A 20,288-nucleotide genomic window follows, 5' to 3' on the forward strand; every position below is an offset into this window, starting at 1 on the left:
CGCGACCGTACCGAGATGCCAGGGCCGCCCCTCGTCGCCGTCGGCCTCGACCTGGTACAGCAGGCCTTCGCTGTCGGACATGCCGATCACTGTGAGGTCGCGCGGCTTGCCGTTGACCGGTACCGGCCGGCCCCAGAGAAGATGCTGCAGGCTGCGCACGGGTTCGCCGGACAGCCGCTCCAGCGCGTTGCGGGCGATTTCGGGCAGGAACAGTCCCGCCATCAACCGCTCCGTCCCGCTTGTGTGGGTCGTCAGGAACGGCTCATCGCCATTGATGCGTACGGCGACCTGTCCGATTTCGCCTTCCTGCGGCGGAGTGCCCAGAAGGGAGCCAGCGACCGGCCGGGTTTCGGAGGTGCCGGACGGTTGCACTTCTTCCGCCGGTTCCACCCAATAGCTGGTCCGCTCGAACGGATAGCCGGGCAGATGCAGCCGCGCCGCGGACATTGCCGGCCAGTCGACCGCCAGCCCCTTGGCCCAGAGCTCGGACACCTTGTTGAGGCCGTTCGCCTCTCCCGACCGGAGCCATTTTGCAACGAGTGCCCTGGCATCGTCGTCCGAGCCGAAAAGAGCGACGGCGTCCGCATCGCCTGCAGAGAGATACACGCCTTCGAGCGGCCTGCCGGCAACGACCGACGACAGCTTGCGCAGGAGATCGTCGCGGCCGGTGAACGCGAAAGCCAGACGTTCCCCGAATTGGGAGCGGCCCGTCTGCAGCGTGTGCACCAGCGCGGTGAGATCCAGATCCGGCCGGGCGGTGATGAACCGTTCCATGTCTCCGGCATAGGCGATCAGACGGTCTCTATTGCGGGCCGACAGGACGAAGATCTTCGGCGTGCCGCCGTCCGTGGCGACCGCGTCCGGAACGTATTCCTCCAGCACCGCATGGGCATTGGTACCGCTGAAACCGAAGGCGCTGACGCCGGCGCGGCGCGGGGTACCAGACGGGCCGTCCCAGTCACACAGGGATCGGCTGACGGCAAAGGGCGTGCGTTCGAAGGGAATATGGCTGTTCAGGGTTTCCACGTTGATCGACGGCGGCACCTGCCGGTGCTCCAGCGCCAGCATGACCTTCAGTACCCCAGCGATACCGGCGGAAGCCAGCAGATGGCCGATGTTGCTCTTCACCGAGCCGATGGCGCAGCGGTCGCCGGCCGGCACGCCCTCGAAGGCATCCGTCAGCCCCTCGACCTCGATCGGATCGCCGAGCGGCGTGCCGGTGCCGTGGCACTCGATCAGGCCGACGGTCGCCGGGTCGATCTCGAAGCGCTCGTAGACGTCTTTCAGAAGGGCCGTCTGGGCCTTCGGGTTCGGCGCGGTGATGCCGTTGGTGCGGCCGTCCTGGTTGATGCCCCAGCCCCTGATCACCGCATGGATCGGATCGCCGTCCCGCTCCGCATCGGCCAGGCGCTTGAGCAGGACCGCACCGACGCCCTCACCCGGAACGAAGCCATTGGCCCGTTCGTCGAAGGAGAAGCAGCGGCCGTCGGCCGACAGCATGCTGACCTTGGCGGTGTCGATAAACATGTTCGGCCCGACCAGAACACAGGCGCCGCCCGCAAGCGCCATGTCGCAGGTTCCCGACACGAGGCTTTCGCAGGCCTCGGCCAGGGCGACCAGCGAGCTGGAGCAGGCGGTGTCGATGGAAAGACAGGGCCCGCGCAGGTCGAGCAGATAGGAGATGCGCGCCGCCAGGATCGAGCCGGAACTGCCGAGCAGACTGTAGGTGTTGCGTTCGCTGATCAGGTCCTCATAGCCGCTCGGGCCGGAGGACACATAGACGCCGCAGCGGCTGCCGGCGAGGCTCGCCGGATCGATCGCGGCATCCTCGATCGCATGCCACGCGGTTTCCAGGAACAGGCGCTGCTGCGGGTCCATCAGCTCCGCCTCGAGCGGCGTGATGTTGAAGAACCGGGCATCGAACTCCCCAGCCCCGTCGAGTGCGCCCATCCACTTGCAATAGCTCTTGCCCGGCGCCTGCGGGTCCGGGTCGTAGTAGCGGTCGATATCCCAGCGGGAGGGCGGAACCTCGTCGATGCAGTCCCGGCCGGAGCGGATGTTCTCCCAGAATTCGCCGAGATTCCGCGCCTTGGGGAATTTGCCGGACGCGCCGATGATGGCGATGGCGTCGGTGGATGTGTGGCGATCTACGGATGGTTGGGCAGGGACAGATGCCGGAATAGCCGCCGGGCTCTGATCGGCTTCAACGGGGACCGGCTCGGGCTCAACGACTTGCGAAACTTCCACCGGCACCAGCGTCGCGACATGATCCACCAGCCCGCCGACGGTGGGATGGGCGTAGACGGCGGTCGCGGGCAGATCGATGCCGTAGCGGGTGTTGAGTTTGCGGACCCAGGTCACAGCCAGGATGGAATCGAGACCGAGATCCAGGAAGCCGGAGCTGTCGGCGATCTCGCTCGTCTCGATCATCAGGTCCTCGGCGAGAGAGGACACGATTTCGGTGCGCAACTTCCGGCGATGGTCGCCGGTGGCGGTTTCTGTCGGCGAAGGCGTGGCTTGAACAGGCGGGGATTGAAGCGTAGCGGGTGCGGCTGCTTCTGTAACCGGCTGCTCCCCGACCAGCTCCGCCACATGAGCGATCAGGGCGCCGACAGTCGGATGGGCGTAGACCGCGGTCGCGGGCAGGTCGATGCCGTAGGACGTGTTTAGCTTGCGGATCCAGGTCACGGCCAGAATGGAATCCAGGCCGAGATCGAGGAAGCTGTCACCGTCGCGGATGTCGGCGACATCGATCATGAGGTCTTCCGCAAGCGACGAAACGATGTCTGTACGCAGGGCCGTGGCATCAATGGAAGACGGCTTCGAAGCTTCGGTGGTTTCCGTCGCGCGATCGGCCTCCCCGAATTTCTCGGCGATGCGGGCACGGACGCTGTCATTGCCGATGAAGGTCTTTTCGTGCATCGCCAGCTCCCGCTCTAGAACGGCGTCAAGCAGGGCCCGCAGCGGTGCGGCCATCTCCGCCTTCATGGCCAGGAGTTCGGCACGCGGTTTGCCCGCCAGAGCGTGTGCCGCGGTCAGCGCCGTTCCGAGAACTTCCCGCCCCGGCTTCACCAATACCCGCGCCGAGCGCTCGCCAAGCTCCCGGCCGCGGTATTCGCGGGCGGTGAACAGGACCTCCCGGCCGAGATCATCGCCGAGACGATGTGGGAAGATCAGGGTCGCACCGGCGCCCGGCGTGAAACCGTACCAGAGATAATTGCTGTGATAGATGCCTTCGGCCGCGAAGACCGCCCGGTCGCAGTACATGCCCAGCGACCAGCCGGCACCGATGCCGTGACCCTGCATGGCGGCAATGACCGGCAGCTCGCATTCGAGCGGCAGCGAGTAGATGCGCCGGTCGGTGAACCGGCTGCCGCCCTGCTGCAGATCCGCCAGACCGTCCGCCGTTCCGCCGCAGGCAAACCAGGTGTCATGGCCGGTCAGGACGACGACCTTCGCCTGCGTCAGCTCCGCGACCTTGGCGAAGGCTTCCTCCAGCCCGTCCATGAAGGCGGGCGTGAACATGTTGCGGCCGTCGCGCTCGGTCATCCTGAGAAGCACGACGCCGTCGTCAAAGAGCTCCAGGTCCATGACGTCCGTCTTGAGCGGGATCTTTCGCGAGGAACCGGCAAAGCCCGGCTGAGGTCCACCCGCAAAATCCAGCTGCAGTTCTGTCTGTGGCAGATCGGTGAGTAGGAGCGGCAGCTCGCAGCGCATGTGTGCTTTCAGAAGTGCGAGCGCCTCGCGCGGCCCGTTTGCGATTTCCCCGGCAAGGCGCAGGGCTGCTTCGTCTTCCTGTCCGACCGGAACACGCAGGATGCCGTCCCGGTCTTTGCCCAGGCGGCGATCGCGGAGACAGGCGGCAAGCTTCGATGCGGGCGCGGGCACATCCTCGAGGCGGGCCGTATCGGCCATCACGAGGAAGTCGGACAATAACGCTATCGCCGCAGCCTGCTCCGATGCAGTCGCACGAACGGATGCGATTACCGGAACGGCGCAGTTCAGAACCGCTTCCGGGTCGAAGCCGCCGACAGTTCGTCCGTTCCCCTTCCACGTCGTATCGCCGGTCAGGACCACCGCACGAACGGTTTCGTCGCGGCTTGCGGCTTCCAGTTCTTCGGTCAGCCTCGATGCAAGCGGCTTGCCCCACGCACCGGTGAGGTTCAGACGCCGGACACCGTCCCGGTCTGTGCCACGTGTCACCTCGCCTTCCGGTTCCGCCGGTGCCCCGGCCTTTCCGATGGACGGCAGGGTGACCTTGGGCGAACGCACTACGTCGGCCGAAGTCGCCGAGGCGGCCATGGCAGCAGGAGCGGCAAGACGCACACGCGGTGCCGGTTGACCTTCCTGAGGCGCGACGGGAGCAGCGGCTTCCAGCTTAGGTTCAGGACGCTGATCTACGACCGGCTTAGTTGCCTTCACCCAGTAGCTCTTGGCGGCAAAGGGATAGGTCGGAAGCGGCACACGGCGACGGGGTTCGCAGAACATATCCCGTACATCGAGATGACCGCCCGTGAGGAATGCGCGGCCAAGGGCACGCAGTTGATCCGCTCTTTGGCCTTCGTCGGCGACGCTTACAGATCCGGAAACTTGCCTTCCGGCTTCTTCACCCGACGGGCCGGCCTCACCAGTCTCAACGCAGGACTCGGTCGCGCCTGCGAGCCAGGCCTTCAGGCGTGTCACCAGCTCGCTCAGATCGCCGGCGACCAGCACCAGCCGATGGGCGAAGGCCCTGCGGCCCGCGATCAGGGTAAAGGCGACATCTTCCGGCAAAAGGTCGGGATCGGCCTCAAGCTGAGAAACCAGATGTTCGGCCTGAGTCCGCAATTGCTCCGGCGTGCGGGCCGAGAGGACGAACAACTGGCTGCTTGCCGGTTCGCGAACGGCCGCTGTCTCCGGTGCTTCCTCGATGACGACATGGGCGTTGGTGCCGCTGAAGCCGAAGGAGCTGATCGCCGCCCGCCGTTTGCCACCGGGCCGGACCGGCCATGCGACCGGGGCGTCATTGACCCGGAACGGGCCTTTCGCGAAATCGATGGCCGGATTGCCGCCGGCAAAATGCAGCGTCGGCGGGATGGTCTCATGGTTCAGGCTCCACAGCACCTTGGCGAGACCGGCGATGCCCGCGGCCGTGGTGGCGTGGCCGATGTTCGATTTCACTGAGCCAAGGAAAATCTCATGTCCGTTCAGCTCCGCATCCGCATAGGCGCGGACGAGCGCGGCGTGTTCGATCGGATCGCCGAGCACCGTGCCGGTGCCATGAGCCTCGACAAAGTCGATGCTCGCCGGGTCGATGCCGTAGTCGTCATAGACCTGCCGGATCAGGCGTTCCTGCGAGGCCGCGCTCGGCGCGGTGATGCCGTTGGTGGTGCCGTCCTGATTGGTGCCGGACGCGGCGATCACCCCGAGCACGGTGTCGCCGTCGGCAAGCGCATCGGACAAGGGTCGGAGAAGTACGGCGCCCACGGCCTCGCCAGGCACGATACCATCGGCACCGGCGCCGAAGGCGGCGCAATGGCCGGAGGGCGACAGCATCTGCGCTGCATTGGCATAGCGGAAGAACCGCGGCGAGCACTGCACGAAGACGCCGCCGGCAAGCGCCATCTCGCATTCGCCGTTGCGGATCGCCTGGCAGGCCAGGTGCAGGGCGACGAGGGAACTGGAGCAGGCGGTATCGACCGCAACCGCCGGGCCCTTCAGATCGAGCCAGTAGGAGATCCGTGCGGGGATCAGGGAGGTGGTGTTGCCCCAGAACGCCTGCCCCGGCGGCTGTTCGATGAAGAGTTCCTGATAGTCGCCATGGGCGCAGCCGACGAAGACGCCGCAGCGGCGGCCGATCATGTCGTCTCCGGCATGGCCGGCATTTTCAAGCGTCTTCCAGGCTTCCTCCAGGAACAGCCGCTGCTGCGGGTCCATGTAGGTGGCCTCGAGGCCGGAGATGCCGAAGAAGACCGGATCGAAACGGTCGATGCCGTCCAGGAAACTGCCGTGGCGGCCATAGCTGCCCGGTTCCGCACCTTCATAGAACGGCGCCAGGTCGAACCGGCTGACCGGCTCCACCAGATCGTCACCCGCCGCCAGATGGGCCCAGAGTTCATCGATGGTATCGGATTTGGCAAAGCGGCCGCTGGCGCCGACGATGGCGATGGGTTCATGGCTGTCGCCTTTCCGCGAAGGCTGCGGCTGCGAGACCGGTGCGGGCGCTATATTTGCGGGTGCGGCCGACTGTTCGACGGGCGTGATCTGCACAGTCGCGACCGCCTGCGGGAATTCCTTCGTCAGGTAACTTTCCAGCCGGAGGACATTGGTGAAATCGAACAGGGCGGTCTGATCAAGATCGATGCCGAGCGCCTTGCGCAGGCGGTGGACGAGTTCGGCGCCGAGGATCGAATCCAGTCCGTAATCGGCGAAGCTCTTCTCCACGTCGATCGCCGACGGCGCAACGTTGAGTGTTTCGGCGAGGGCCGCCAGCAGGATCGCGCGTAACGGGTTTTCGGAGGACGCACGGACCGGCGTTGCGGCGACCGTTGGACCGACATCATTCGCGGCAGCCTTGACCGCTGCTGTCATTGGCGAAGCCGCTTCAGTTGCGGCAGGGCCTTCGGCGCGTGCGGCGATGATCTGCTGGCCGAGCGAAAGTTCCGGCTTGGACGAGCCCGCGATCCAGGAGAAGCCGGTCTGTGCGAGCGCGGTCCGCCAGCTATTGGGCGTCAGCGACGGTGTTCCCGGAATGCGGCGCTCGGGGTCGGTGAACCGCCACCAGCCTTCCAGCAGGCCGAAGGTCACATGGGTGAAGAGGGTCGGCTTGCTGGTCTCGTTCATCAGCAGCACGCCGCCCGGCGCCATGGTCTCGCGCACCCGCGCCAGGGTCCGCCCGATGTCTGCTGTCGCGTGCAGGACGTTGGCGGCGATGACCAGATCGTAGCGGCCCGGCGCGATCTGCTGATCCTCGAGCGGCTTTTCGACATCGAACAGTGCAGTCGTCAGGCCAGGTACCTTGTCCGCGTAAGCGCGCTGCGCATGGATCAGGAACGCCCGCGACACGTCGGTATAGGCGTATTCACCGATCCGGTCCGCGTGAGTACGCAGCGCCTCGAAGACCGACTCGCTGGTGCCGCCGGTGCCTGCGCCGATTTCCAGAATGCGCAGCTTGCCCTGCGTGGGCGTCCTGTCCGCGACGACCTGCGCAACCACGTCCGCCACAGTCCGGCTGAAGCGGGCGGCGACGGCGTTTTCCTTGTAGACCGCTTCGACCAGCGTCTGGCGGCCATCGGGGAAAAGCACGTCCGTTGCCCGGCGGCGTCCGGTCAGGATCTCCGGCAAGGCGCGCAAGGCCGTTTCCGCAAGTTCCATCTGCGCCAGCGACTGGCCGGACTGTTTCTGCGCCTGCCATGCCGCCCAGGCGTCTTCACTCGATGCTGCGTTGTCACGGCCTTGCGTATCGAGCAGGGCCTTCGCCGCCTCCAGCCACGGCCAGAAGGTCGACATGACGTCGGTCTCCGGGATCTCGTTCAGAACCACCCGGAGAACACGGGCGACCGCCATTTCCAGCGTTTCCTGTTCGGCCAGCAGCGCGGCGTCACCGGCAGGGGTTTCGACCGCCTGCCGAAGTCCGGTGCTTTCGTCAACGCCCAGCAGCCCGCCCCGTATCTCGGCCGGGATCCAGTACCGGTTCCGCTCGAACGGATAGGTCGGCAGGGAAACGATCTGCGCTGGCTGCTTCTGCGGCAGCGCGGACCAGGCAATGTCAACGCCCTCGACCCATAGCCGGAGCACGGTTTCGAGACGGTCCGTCTCCCACGCCCGTGCGACCACTTCCGCGATGACCTCGTCATCGCTCAAGGAGGAAAGCACGCCGCGCTTGCCGTGAGGATGGCTGACGAAGACCGGCAGGTCACGATCGGACCCGGCAATCCAGGCTTCGAGAATCTCCGCCAGTTCGCCGATATCGCGCGCGAGAATGCCGAGCCGGCAGTCCATCGCCTCGCGGCCGACCTGCAGCGTGTAGGCGATGTCCGCCAGATCAAGCGCATTAGTCGGCTTTGCGCCCTGTCCGCCGTTGGCACAGAGGATCGACGCCAGTCCCTTCACCGAACCGGCCAGCTCGACATCGGAGAGGTTCAGCGAAGCGCTGAACGAACTGGCGATCCATCGTGTCATGGCAGAGGCATGGGACGCGTCCAGCCCGAGCGCGTCGAAACTTTCCTCTGGATCGATGTCGCAGGGATCGACATCCAGAAGGCTGCCGAGCTTCATGCAGAGGTCGGATATGACTGCGGCCAGATCCGGCGCAGTGTCCGGCTGCTTTGCCGTGTCGGCCTTGCGCAGATAGGCAAGAAACCGTTCGGCAGCCTCCATGAGACGGTCGCCGTCGCGAGCCGACAGGATGATGGCTTGCGGCCCGGTTCCGGTCGCACCGGACCTGTCGGCGGATTGCGGTTCGGTCCATTCCTCCACGATCACATGCGCATTGGCGCCGCCCGCGCCGAAGGACGATATGCCCGCCCGGCGCGGTTCGTCAGAAACCCACGGGGCCGCGTCGCGCTGCAGCGTGAACGGAGACTTCGCCAGATCGATATTCGGATTTGTCCGCTCCGCGTGCAGGCTCGGCACCAGCGTGCGGTGCTGCATCTGCAGTACGGCCTTGGTGAGGCCTGCGATGCCCGCGGCGGCTTCAAGATGACCGATCGAGGATTTCACCGAGCCGAGGGCGCAGAAGCCGGTGTCGGTGGTGTCGGCAGCAAAGGCCTGGGTCAGGCCGTCAACCTCTATCGGATCGCCGAGATCGGTGCCCGTGCCATGGGCCTCGATGGAACCGAGATCGCGGGCGCTCAGACCGGCATGGTCGAGGGCCGCGCGCACCACGTCCCGCTGGGCCGCCGGACTGGGCACGGTGTAGCCGTTGGTGCGCCCGCCGTGATTGACCGCACTGCCCTTAATCAGCGCGTGGATCCGGTCGCCGTCGGCAAGGGCGCGCGACAGGGGTTTGAGCAGGACACAGCCGACGCCTTCGCCCGGCACGAAACCGTCCGCCCCTTCGCCGAAGCTGCGGCATTGGCCGGACGGGCTCAGCATATGGGCCGCGCTCAGTTCCGCATAATTCGCCGGATGCAGATAGAGATTGACGCCGCCGGCAATCGCCATGGCGCAGCTTCCGGCCCGCAGGTGCTCGCAGGCCTCGTGGATCGCGGTCAGCGACGACGAACACATGGTGTCGACGGGCAGGCTCGGACCGGAAAGGTCGAGGATGTGCGACACGCGGTTCGCCATGCCGGCGAAGGAGGTCGACGGGCGCACCCGCGCCCCGCCCTCGCTCGTAAACGGACCGTAGAGCGCGTAGCCCGTCTTGGTGACCCCGGCAAAGACGCCGACCCGCGCACCGCCATGCTCTGTGCCGGCGGATGCCTTGAGGCGGTCCCTTGTATAGCCGGCATCTTCCAGCGCCTGCCAGGCGCTCGTCAGGAACAGCCGTTCCTGCGGGTCCATGGCCGCCGCGTCCCTGGGCGACAGCTTGAAGAACAGGGGATCGAAATCGGCGAAGCCGTCCAGGAACGCCCCCCACTTGGAGTAGCTCTTGCCCTGCGCTACCGCCTCGTCCGGATCGGATTCAAAGAAGCCGTCGAGCGACCAGCGGTCTTCCGGAATTTCGCGCACGGCGTCATGGCCGGCAAGCAGGTTCTCCCAGAAGGCGTCGAGATCCGGCGCATCCGGGTAGGTGCCGCTGATACCGATGATGGCAATCGGCTCGTCCTGTGCCGGGTGTTGAGATCTTTGTACGACCGCATTGTAAGTGGAGGTTTGAGCGGGTTTTTGCTCGCCCGGCGCGGCAGCGGTTTCCGAAACCCCGGCCCACTCCGCGCAAGCCAACGGCTGGGTTTCGACCAGATAATCGCTCACGGCCGCAAGGGTCCGGTGGCGGAAGAACAAGGTCTTGGGCAGATCCCGGAAAATATCTCCCAGCTCGTTGTTGAGCCGGGTGATCATCAGGGAATCGATGCCGTAGTCTTCCAGCAGCGCCTGCGGATCGATGGCTTCTGCCGCCAGTCCGCTGATGCGGGCGAACAACCCACTCAGCTTCGACCGGGTCTTTGCCGTGAGTGCTGCTGACGGAACCGTTGCGTTTGTTGTCTCGACCGCAGGCGGCTGGATCTGCGGTTTCGCGGCAGTGTCCGCCTGCCCCGCCGCAAAGAAATTCCTGATCCGTGTTTGCTCGCCGGCAACCACGGCAACCTGCGAGGCTCCAGCACCAAGGCACAGGTGCAGCGCCTCGAGACCGGCCGCGGTCTGCAACGGCCGCTGGCCCATCCTGCGGAACAGCGCCTGTTCGGTCGCTTCATCGACCCGCATGCCGCCCTCCTGCCAGAGCGGCCAGTCGATGGATTTGATGGCTCCGCCGGAGGAACGGGCCAGGGCATCGAGAAAGCCGTTGGCCGCCGCATAGTCGGCCTGCCCCGCATTGCCGAACGGCCCGGCAAGGGAGGAGAACAGGACGAAGGCGTCGAGATCGAGCCCGGCGCAGGCGTCGTGCAGGGCAATCGCGCCGGCAACTTTGGGCGCGAGAACCGCCTGCAGATCCTCATTCGATTTGCCGGCTAAAAAACCGTCGCGCAAGGTGCCGACGCAATGGATCACGCTGCTGAGACCGCCATGCACTTCGACAATGTGTCCGACCAGTGCCTTGACCGCTGCCGCATCGGCCATATCGACCTGACGATAGGCCGTCACAGCACCAAGCTCGCGCAGGCTCTTTAAAACGTCCTGCCGGTCGTCATCGATCGGTTTCGACCCGGTCAGCACCAGCACGGCGCCTTTTGCGGTCCGGGCGATGTCCTCGGCGACCAGACGGCCAAGGCCGCCCATGCCACCGGCGATCAGATAAGCACCGCCGTCGCGCCAGCGATGCTGCGGCGCGCTGTGGGGCAGTTCCCTCCAGGTGCGGATGGTGCGCCGTCCGTTCTGATACCGGCTGTGGGTGCCGCCCGGCGCTCCGGCTTCGGCCAGCAGCCATTCCGCCACCATTTCGGCGGTGGAGGCTGACGGAACCTCGAGCATCTGTATTTTGATGCGCGGCTCTTCCTGCGCTGCGGTCATCAGCATGCCGAACAGGCCGGCATAAAGCGTGCCGTCGCCGTCTGCGGGAACGGCAAGCTGGATCAGGAGATCATCGTGGGCCGGAGACGCCATCTCCCTTTGCAGCAGTTCCAGAAGCTGGCGGGCCGCATCCGCATAGGCTTCCCCGATCCCCCGCCCCACCGGAGCGAGGTGGACGACCTCCGCACCGTGACCTTGGCCAATCTGCACGCCGCAGCCGACGGCAAGCCGACGTCCGACATAGGGCTGGCCGCTTGCTTCGGCCGGCACCCAGTCCGCGGCGAACAGCATCCTGTCCCGTTCGGTCTGCGCCGGTTTGACGGTCGGCAGCCAGAAGCGGGTGGGGGCAAAGCTGTGGGGCGCAAGCGGCTGCCGGGACCCGCTGCTGGGCGCATCGTAGCTTTCCAGTACCACATGGGCGTTGGTGCCGCCGAAGCCGAAGCTGCTCACGCCCGCGCGGCGCGGGGCCGTCGCATTTCCGGCCGGCCACGGTTCACGTTCCGTCACGATCCGGAACGGACTGCCGTCCAGATCGATATGCGGATTGAGCGGGGTGCTGTTCAGGGTTGGCGGCAGCTCGTTCCGGCGCATGGCCATCAGGATCTTGATGACGCCGGCAAGCCCGGCGGCTGCCTCCAGATGGCCGATGCTCGATTTGACCGTGCCGAGCCCGACGGGCGGCGCGGAGGCCCGTTCGGTTCCGGTCAGTGCCGCATAGGCCCGGCGCAGGCCGTTGATTTCAACCGGGTCGCCGAGTTCGGTGCCGGTGCCATGGGCCTCGATAAAGCTGACGGTATGCGGATCGATGCCGTCCATGGCCTCGACGATCAGTTGCGCCTGGGCCTTGGCATTGGGTGCGGTCAGCGCACCGGAGCGGCCGCCGTGGTTTTCCGCACCGCCTGCGATCACGCCGAGGATCCGGTCGCCGTCCCGCTCTGCGTCCGCCAGACGCTTCAGGAGCAGAACCGCCACGCCTTCGCCGCGGGCATAGCCATCAGCGGCGCTGCCGAAGGTGTGGCAATGGCCGGTCGGCGACAGCATGCCCGCCTGATGCGGGCCTTCGAAACCTTCCAGCGACAGGCACAGGTTGACCCCGCCGACCAGAGCCGCCGAGCACTGGCCGGCACGCAGCGCATCGCGGGCGCGCAACAGGGCGACCAGAGAGCTGGAACAGGCGGTGTCTATCGCCTGGCTCGGACCGCTAAGATTGAACTGGTGCGACAGCCGGTTCGCGGCCATGGCGAGCGAATTGCCGGTGGCGACATAGCCGTCCGCCGCCAAACCTTCTGCGTGCCATAGGTCGGCGTAGTCGAGCGAGGTGATGCCGACGAAGACGCCGGTTCTGCGCGGCAGGTCCTCCGGTGTGTAGCCGGCGTCCTCCAGCGCCCGCCAGGCGGTCTCCAGCAGCAGGCGCTGTTGCGGGTCCATCCGCTCGGCCTCGACCGGGGAGACCTTGAAGAAGGCGGCATCGAACCGGTCGACATCCTCCAGGAAACCGCCGTGACCGGTAAATCCGGCCTTGCAGAGACGTTCGGCATAGGCCAGCGAGTAGCGCTCCAGCGGCAGGTCGGAGGTCAGGTCCCGTCCGGCGAGCAAATTGTCGAAGAAGCTCTCCACATCCGGGCTTTGCGGGAAGCGCCCGGCCATGCCGATGATGGCGATCCGGTCGTCGGCGGGACCACCGCTTCGCTTCGGCGCCGGAGCGGTCACTGGATCAGGCAAAGGTGGTGAGGACACAACATCAGCGGCAGCCTGAGCGGGAATTGCCTGGGCCGGAGCGGTGTCAGTCTTTGCTGTCTGCGGCACGACGCCGTGGCGTTTCACCAGATGCTCGGCCAGGGCCTCGATATGCTCGCATTCGAAAAAGATCGCCGGCGACAGGTCGATGCCGTAGGCCGCGCTGATGTCGTTGGCGTAGCGGGTCAGCGAGATGGAATCGAAGCCGAGGTCGTGGAAGGCCTCGCGCGCGCCCAGATCGGAGGCTGCGAACTTCAGGATCGCCACGGCCTTCTCGCGGAGATCCCGCTGGAGCAGGAGCACCGGGTTATCGGAAGGCGGCGTTTCGGAACGGGTTTCGACGGCGCGTGCTACCGCCTGCCCCCCGTACGCGATGCCCGACATGTCCGCCATGATCCGGCCGTTGCTGTCGAGAAACTGCACGCTGAACCGGCCGTCCGCTTCTGGCAGGCAGAGGACATCTGAGATGTCAGCGCCTGCAAGCTCGGCACTGTCGATGGCGTGGATTGTGTGATCGGCAAGGTCCGGAGCGGCAAGCAGCAAGGCCTCAAAGGCCGCGCCCAGCGCGGGTGCCGGACAGAAGATGTTCTTCTTGAAGAAATCCTGTTGCGGCGGTTCTTTTCTCAGCCTGCACAGCACCCCGCCATCTGCCAGACGCCAGGCCTGATCGATGCCTTCCAGATAGGGCCCGAAAGCAAGCCGCCGGGCTTTCAACGCATCGTAGACGGCCTTGCTGTCCAGTACCTCCGTAGCCGCGCGGCGCAAGGCAGCGATATCTTTATGTCGTTCCGCTCTGCCGGCCGTTTCGGTTACGGTTGCACGAAGCCACGGCAACCGCTGATCCGTTTGGGTAACGGTCTCGACACGAACGGTGCCGCCCGCTGCTCCCGGTTCCACCGCGATTTCGAGGTCCCTAACCTCCGACCAGTTCGGGCTTGCGGTAATCTGGAGTTCGCGCACGAAGGGATGCTCCGCCATTCCCGCGATGCGCGCGGCGGCGGCTGCGATTTCGGCGGCAACGGTCGGGAGAACGGTGTCCCGCCCGCCATCCGTATAAACGTAGTCGCGCAGTTCCTTCAGGTGGATCGCCGTCGTGTAGCGCAGGCCGGTCACGTCGGAGCGGTTGAGGCCGATGAAGGGATGCAGTTTCGAGCGCGCGCCGATCGGATTGACCACAGACGGCGCGTCCGGTTCCTCCTGGCACCAGCAGCGGATCCTTTCAAACGGATAGGCCGGCAGCGACACCCGCCGCACATCACGGCCCTCGTTGAGCACGTCCCAGTCGACCGATGCGCCGGCACACCAGGCGGAAGCGACCGCCTCCAGCCGGCGGGCCGCGCAATCGGCAATCAACGCGTCGCGATCCTCCGGCGGGTCGCAGTCCAGAATGGACGGCACATAAACCATACCGGGGACCATACCGGGCGCGCACTCGCCGCTCGCCAGGAAGGTGTCGATGGCGGCAAGGGCTTCTGCCCTGTCCCGGGCGATCAGCGCCAGACGGCAGGTGAGTTCGTTCCGGCCGGACTGGAGCGTGTAGGCGATGTCGGCGAGCCGGTTGTCCGGATGGCCTTGCAGATAGGTTTTGAACCTCTGAAGAACCGTGCGCAGGCGGTCCGCGGTCAGCGCGGAGAACACCAGCAGGTCCGGCTCTTGCCGCGCGGCAGGGCGGACGGGCGTCCGATATTCCTCGATAATGATGTGGGAGTTCATGCCCCCGGCGCCGATCGAGGTGACGCCGGCGCGCCGGGGCAGCTCGCGTCCCGCCTCATCCTTCAGCCTTGTCCAGGGCGACAACTCGCGCTGGACATAGAAGGGCGATGCCGCGAACGGGATATCCGGATTGAGGGTTTCGGCGTGGAGCGACGGGGCAAGCTGGCCGTGCTTCAACTGGGCGAGCACCTTGACGATGCCCGCCAGACCCGAGGCGCCGAGCAGATGGGCGACATTGCTCTTGACCGTTCCGATCGGACAGGTCTGCACCGCATCGGTGTGCTTGCGGAACACCTGGGTCAGGGCTTTGACCTCGATCGGATCGCCCAGCGCGGTGCCCGAACCGTGCCCTTCGATATAGCCGATGGTCTTCGGGCTGATGCCCGCATCGTCCAGCGCCCGCTCGATGGCGACGGCCTGCTGGTTCGGATTGGGCACGGTAAAGCCGTTGCGCACCCCGGCGTTGCTGATGCCCGATCCGGTGATCACGCCATAGATGTGATCGCCGTCGCGCTCTGCATCGGCGAGCGGTTTCAGCACCAGGGCGCCGACGCCCTCGCCCAGGATCGTGCCTTCCGCACCGAGCCCGTAGCCGCGAATGACGTCGGCGGACTTGGTGGTGAAATGCTCCTGGGAGGTGGCGATCAGTTTCTGCGGATGGAGGAGCAGGCTGACCCCGCCGGCGAGCGCCATCCTGCAACGGCCCGCCCGAAGCATGTGAACCGCTTCATGCACGCAAGTTGAGGCAGCCGAACACATGGTGTCGAGGAAATAGGACGGCCCGGTGAAACCGTAATAATAGGAGACCATGTTCGGCACGGTGCCGGTGTAGCTGCCGCTCGCCAGCGAGCCGCGCATCAGCATGTTCTGGAAGCCGTAGAGGTCATACTCGTTGGTCATGGAACCGACGATCACCGCGACGTCGCCGCCGGTGCGCCGCGCCATGGTCTCGCGGGAATAGCCGGCATCCTCGAATGCTTCGACGCTTGCCTGCAGGAACAGCCGCACTTCCGGCGACATCAGTTCGGCTTCGGCCTGGGAGATGCGGAAGTAGCGCGGGTCGAACTTGTCGATATCTTTCAGGAAGGCGCCGGTCTTGACCACCGTCTTGCCGAGAACGTCGCGCTCGCCGTGATGCAGCGCGCTATTGTCCCAGCGTTCAGAAGGGACCGGTTCGAAACCGTCGATCCCCTCCGACAGCATCTTCCAGAAGGCGTCCTGATCGTCGGCCTTGGAGACATGCAGCGACAGGCCTACGATGGCGATGTCGTGCCGGTCGTCCCGTGCCGGTTCGGCAGGCCGTTGGCTCTCTTCTTCCTGCACCGGTGCGGACGAGACCACGCCGGCCGGGCGGGCCTCCATGGCAGCGGTCTTTTGAGCCGGAGGCGGAGGTGCAGCCTCTGCCTTTACCGCAACCTCGTCTTCGGCAAAGAGGCTCTGAAGCGCCGGCTTGTGTTCGGCAACAAGATGATCCGCCACGCCTTCGAGATCGACATATTCGAAGAACAGGGTCTTCGACAGCGGCCCGAGCGCCTCTTCCAGCCGGTTGGTGCTCTCGACGATGGCGATGGAGTCGAGGCCGTATTCCTCCAGCTTGCGGTTGGCGCGGATGCGGGCGGCGTCCATCTCCAGAACATCGGCCAGGATATCGCGGACGTAGTCGACGGTCTTCCGCTTCAGCGTGGCGTCGTCGATCCCGGCGGCGACGGGGGTATCTGCGGTCTGTTCCGGCGCAACATCGACCGGTTCGACGTCCGGGCTTTCACCAAAGCCGGCAAGCACCGCGTCGATCCTCTCCAGATCGCCGTGGAGGACGGTGCTGCGTGGCGAGCCGTTGCCGGACAGAACCGTCTCCAGTGCTGCGAGACCGGCCTCGGTCGGCAGAGGCGTCAGGCCGAGGCGGCGCTTCATGGCCTCCAGCGTCGCCATGTCGACCGACATGCCGCCCTCGCTCCAGAGCGGCCACGCGACGGCGATCGTTTTACCCTTGCGCGCGCCCGAAGCGACATTCGCGCTGCGGGTTTCGGCGAACGCGTCCATGAAAGCATTGGCGGCCGCATAGGCGGCTTGCCCGGCATTGCCGAAGACAGAGGCGATCGATGAACACAGCACGAAGAAGTCGAGCGGCTGATCCTGCGTCGCCCGGTCCAGATTGACCGTGCCTGCGACCTTCGGCGCAAACACGCCCGCCGCCTTCGCCACCTCCTGGGTCAGGATATAGCCGTCGTCCAGAATACCGGCCGTATGGATGATGCCCTTGAGCGCTCCCTGCTCCCGGGCGATCCGCGCAGCGACGTCTTCTACCTCTTCCGGCTTTGCGATATCGCAGGCGAAGTAGGCCACATCCGCGCCTTGTTCGCGCAGGGCTTCCAGCCGGGCCTGTCCGTCCCGATCCGGCTTTTCCCGCCGCCCGGTCAGCACCAGTTTGCGCGCGCCTCTGGCGACCAGCCAGTCGGCGAAGATCAGACCTAGTCCGCCCAACCCGCCGGTGATCCAGTAGACGCCGTCCGGATCGATCGAAAAGGGCTCCGGTTCCTCCAGCGATGTTTCCGAAACGGGCATCCAGGCCTGACGCATGCCGGCGGCGCTGTAGCGCAGTTCCACCAGCGTGTCGCTCGCGCGGGCTTCGGCGAGAGCGATGGAACTCAGCCGGTCGGGCGAACACTCGCCCGCCAAAGTGATGACCCGGCCGCCGATTTTCGGATTTTCAATCGCAGCCGTTTTGAGGAGCCCGGCAAGGGGTGCGACGGCAGGAACCGGAACCGCATCCGTTGCCAGGATGAGAATACGAATGGGTTCCGCCGGGCGCGCGCGCAGGATATCGGCGACAATCCGGTGGGCGGCGATGAAAAGGGTTTCCGCGGCTTCGGCTATGCCGCTTTCCGCAACATCCGGGAGACGGTCGACACCCCAACCGGTGCGCTCGCCGATGACCGCCGCCGTTTCAGCGGTCGCGCCGGCGAGCAGGATGCGGGTCTGCCCGGTTGCGCCGCCGGTCCTGAGTTGAAGCGGTGCCTCCTGCCAGTTGCCATCTGTGACGACCATGGACAGGGACGGATCCGCGGCGTCCCCTGTCACTTCGGCTGTAACCTCCACCCCCGGCTTCAGAACGCGCAGGGCAAGATCGTGAAAGGCAGCCTTTTTGACACCGGTCTTGTCGTAGAGATCGATATCGAGATGGCGCATCGGCGCGTCCGGGGCTGCACCCGAGGTCAGGCGCACATGGACCCACATGACAGGCTCGCAGGCGCCAAACACCTCGATGCGCCGGCAGGAGAATGGCACGGCCGCGCCGGACGGCGTGTCGTCGCCGATGGCAACCCAGGCCTGAATGGCAGCGTCGAGCAGCACCGGATGCAGGGGCATGGCGTCCAGCGAGGCGAGCAGGCGGCGCGGCAGTTTCAACTGGGCCAACGCTTCGCTTGTCCCCCGATGGACCTGCGCCAGTGCCCGGAAGGACGGCCCGTGATCGACACCGCTCGTTCGCAGCCGGTCGTAACAGGTCTGCGGCTCCACCCGACCAGACATGTGGGCTTTCAACTCGTCCAGGTTTACAGACGTTGCCGGGGCCTCCGTCAAAGGCAGGAGCGTCCCTTGCGCATTCGGCACATTCGAAACGCGGTCACCTGGCTCTTCAGCCGTCCGGATCGAAAACCTGATCCGGTCTGGCTCGCGGCGCTCGAGTGCGGTTTCAACGGTAACCGCGCGCCGGTCCGCTATCCGGATCGGCTTGCTCCAGACCACATCCTCTATGGCAAAGGACGGCGACTGCAGGCCGCCGGCGACATCGACCGCCGCGCGCGCCATTTCCAGGCAAGCGACGCCGGGCAGCACCTGGCTGTCGCCGACATGGTGATCGTAGAGTACGAATTCGTCGCCGGTCAGGCGGGTCGTAAAGCTGCAGCCGTCAAACCGGGATGTATTCCAGTGCAGGAGCGGATGGGGAACCGGATGCTGGTCCTTCGCCCCAAGCGACAGATCCATCCAGTGGCGTTCCCGCTCGAACGGATAGACCGGAGCATGGATGCGGCTGCCTTCGGCCTTGCCGCCGGTCGGCCAATGGACGTCTTCGCCAGCAATCCAGCGGCTGGCGAATTCCATTTCCTTAGCCGGCTCAGGTACATTTGCTTCATCAATGCCTTTCGGAAAAAGGCGACCGGACAGGCCATCGCCGATCAGGGAGGCGCGCAGCGCGTCGGCAAGACCTTCGAGGGTCCGGACAAAAAAGGCGCACCGCGCTTCCAACGGCTCACGCGCGGCCTGCCAGGTGCGGGCGATGTCGGCCAAGGAGATCCGTTCCCCATCGGCCTGTTCGACGAAGCGCAGCAGCGCTGCCACATATTCGGACAGGCGTGCCTCGGTCACAGCCGAAAGCGGAATCACATGGAGAGACTTTTCGCCGTCAGCCGCCACCGGCTTCTGGACCGGCGGTTCTTCCAGCACAACGTGGCCGTTGCTGCCGCCGAAGCCGAAGGAGCTGACGCAGGCCCGTCTTGACCGGCCTTGCTCGTGCGGCCAGGCGGTCGCTTCCGACTGGATGCGGAAGGGCGTTCCCGACAGGTCGATCAGCCGGTTCAGTTCCCTGAAGCCGACATTTGCCGGCAGTTGTCCGTGTTTCAGGGCCGCCAGGACCTTGACGATGCCGGCCACGCCGGCGGCCCCTTCCAGATGGCCGATATTGGTCTTGACCGAGCCGATGCCGCAGCTCTCGCCTGTGAAGGTGACGCCGTTTTCCTCAGCCAGGGTCGCGAAGGCCTGCTTGAGGCCGGAGATCTCGATCGGGTCGCCGAGCGGCGTTCCCGGACCATGGGCCTCGACGTAATCGATGCTGTCCGGGCTGACGCCGGCTTCCCGGTGCACTTCGGTAATCAGCTTCGCCTGGGCGAGAGGATTGGTGACCGTCAGCGAATTGGTGCGGCCGCCGTGATTGATGCCGATGCCGCGGATGATGGCATGGATCGGATCGCCGTCCGCCAGCGCGCGCGACAGGGGTTTCAGCAGCAGGACGGCACCGCCCTCGCCACGGACATAGCCGTCGGCAGCGTCATCGAAGGCCTTGCCCTTGCCGTCCTTGGACAGCATGCCAGCCTTGGAGAAGGCAACGAAATGGTTGGGCGACCAGATGAGATTGACCCCACCGGCCAGCGCCAGGTCGCAGGTCCCGTCCTGCAGCGCCCTGACCGCCTCGTAAATCGAGGTCATGGACGCGGCGCACGCCGTGTCGTTGGTGATGCTCGGTCCCTGGAAATCGAAGAAGTGCGACACCCGGTTGGCGATGATCGAAAAGGCGATCCCCGTCGGCGTATAGGCATCCACCTGCGCCAGGTGCTTTTCCAGAAGCTCGGCGTAGTCCCAGTGGCAGACGCCCATGTAGACGCCGGTGCGGCTGCCGGCGAGATCCGACGCCCGGTAACCTGCATCCTCGATCGCATGCCAGGACATTTCGAGCGCGAACCGCTGTTGCGGATCCATCCAGGCCGCCTCGCGCGGGGAAATGCCGAAGAAGCCCGCATCGAAGCAATCCGCATCCTCGACGAAGCCGCCCCAGATACTGTTGGTCCTGTTGCCTTTGGCCGGGTCGCCCATCAGGGCTTCGCCATCCCAGCGGTCGGCCGACACTTCCGAAATCAGGGAGCGTTCAGCCGCCAGATGGTCCCAGAATGCGTCTAGACCGTTGGCGCCGGGCAGACGCATGCCGAGGCCGATGATGGCAACCGGTTCCCGCGTTCCTCCCTTGGCCATGACCG

At 65.8% G+C, this 20,288-nt stretch carries 1 protein-coding gene (cut by a window edge); it reads right to left on the minus strand.

From position 1 onward, the window contains the following. On the minus strand, window positions 1–20,283 hold the 5' portion of the coding sequence (locus HK439_RS00245; RefSeq protein ID WP_190289358.1) for an SDR family NAD(P)-dependent oxidoreductase. Its footprint begins 528 nt before the window's first position; only the first 20,283 of its 20,811 coding nucleotides appear in the window; the start codon lies at window positions 20,281–20,283; its stop codon lies off the left edge, out of view. Between the last annotated feature and the right edge of the window lie 5 nt (window positions 20,284–20,288).

The organism is Roseibium aggregatum (genome assembly GCF_014692675.1).
Lineage (GTDB): Bacteria > Pseudomonadota > Alphaproteobacteria > Rhizobiales > Stappiaceae > Roseibium > Roseibium aggregatum_C.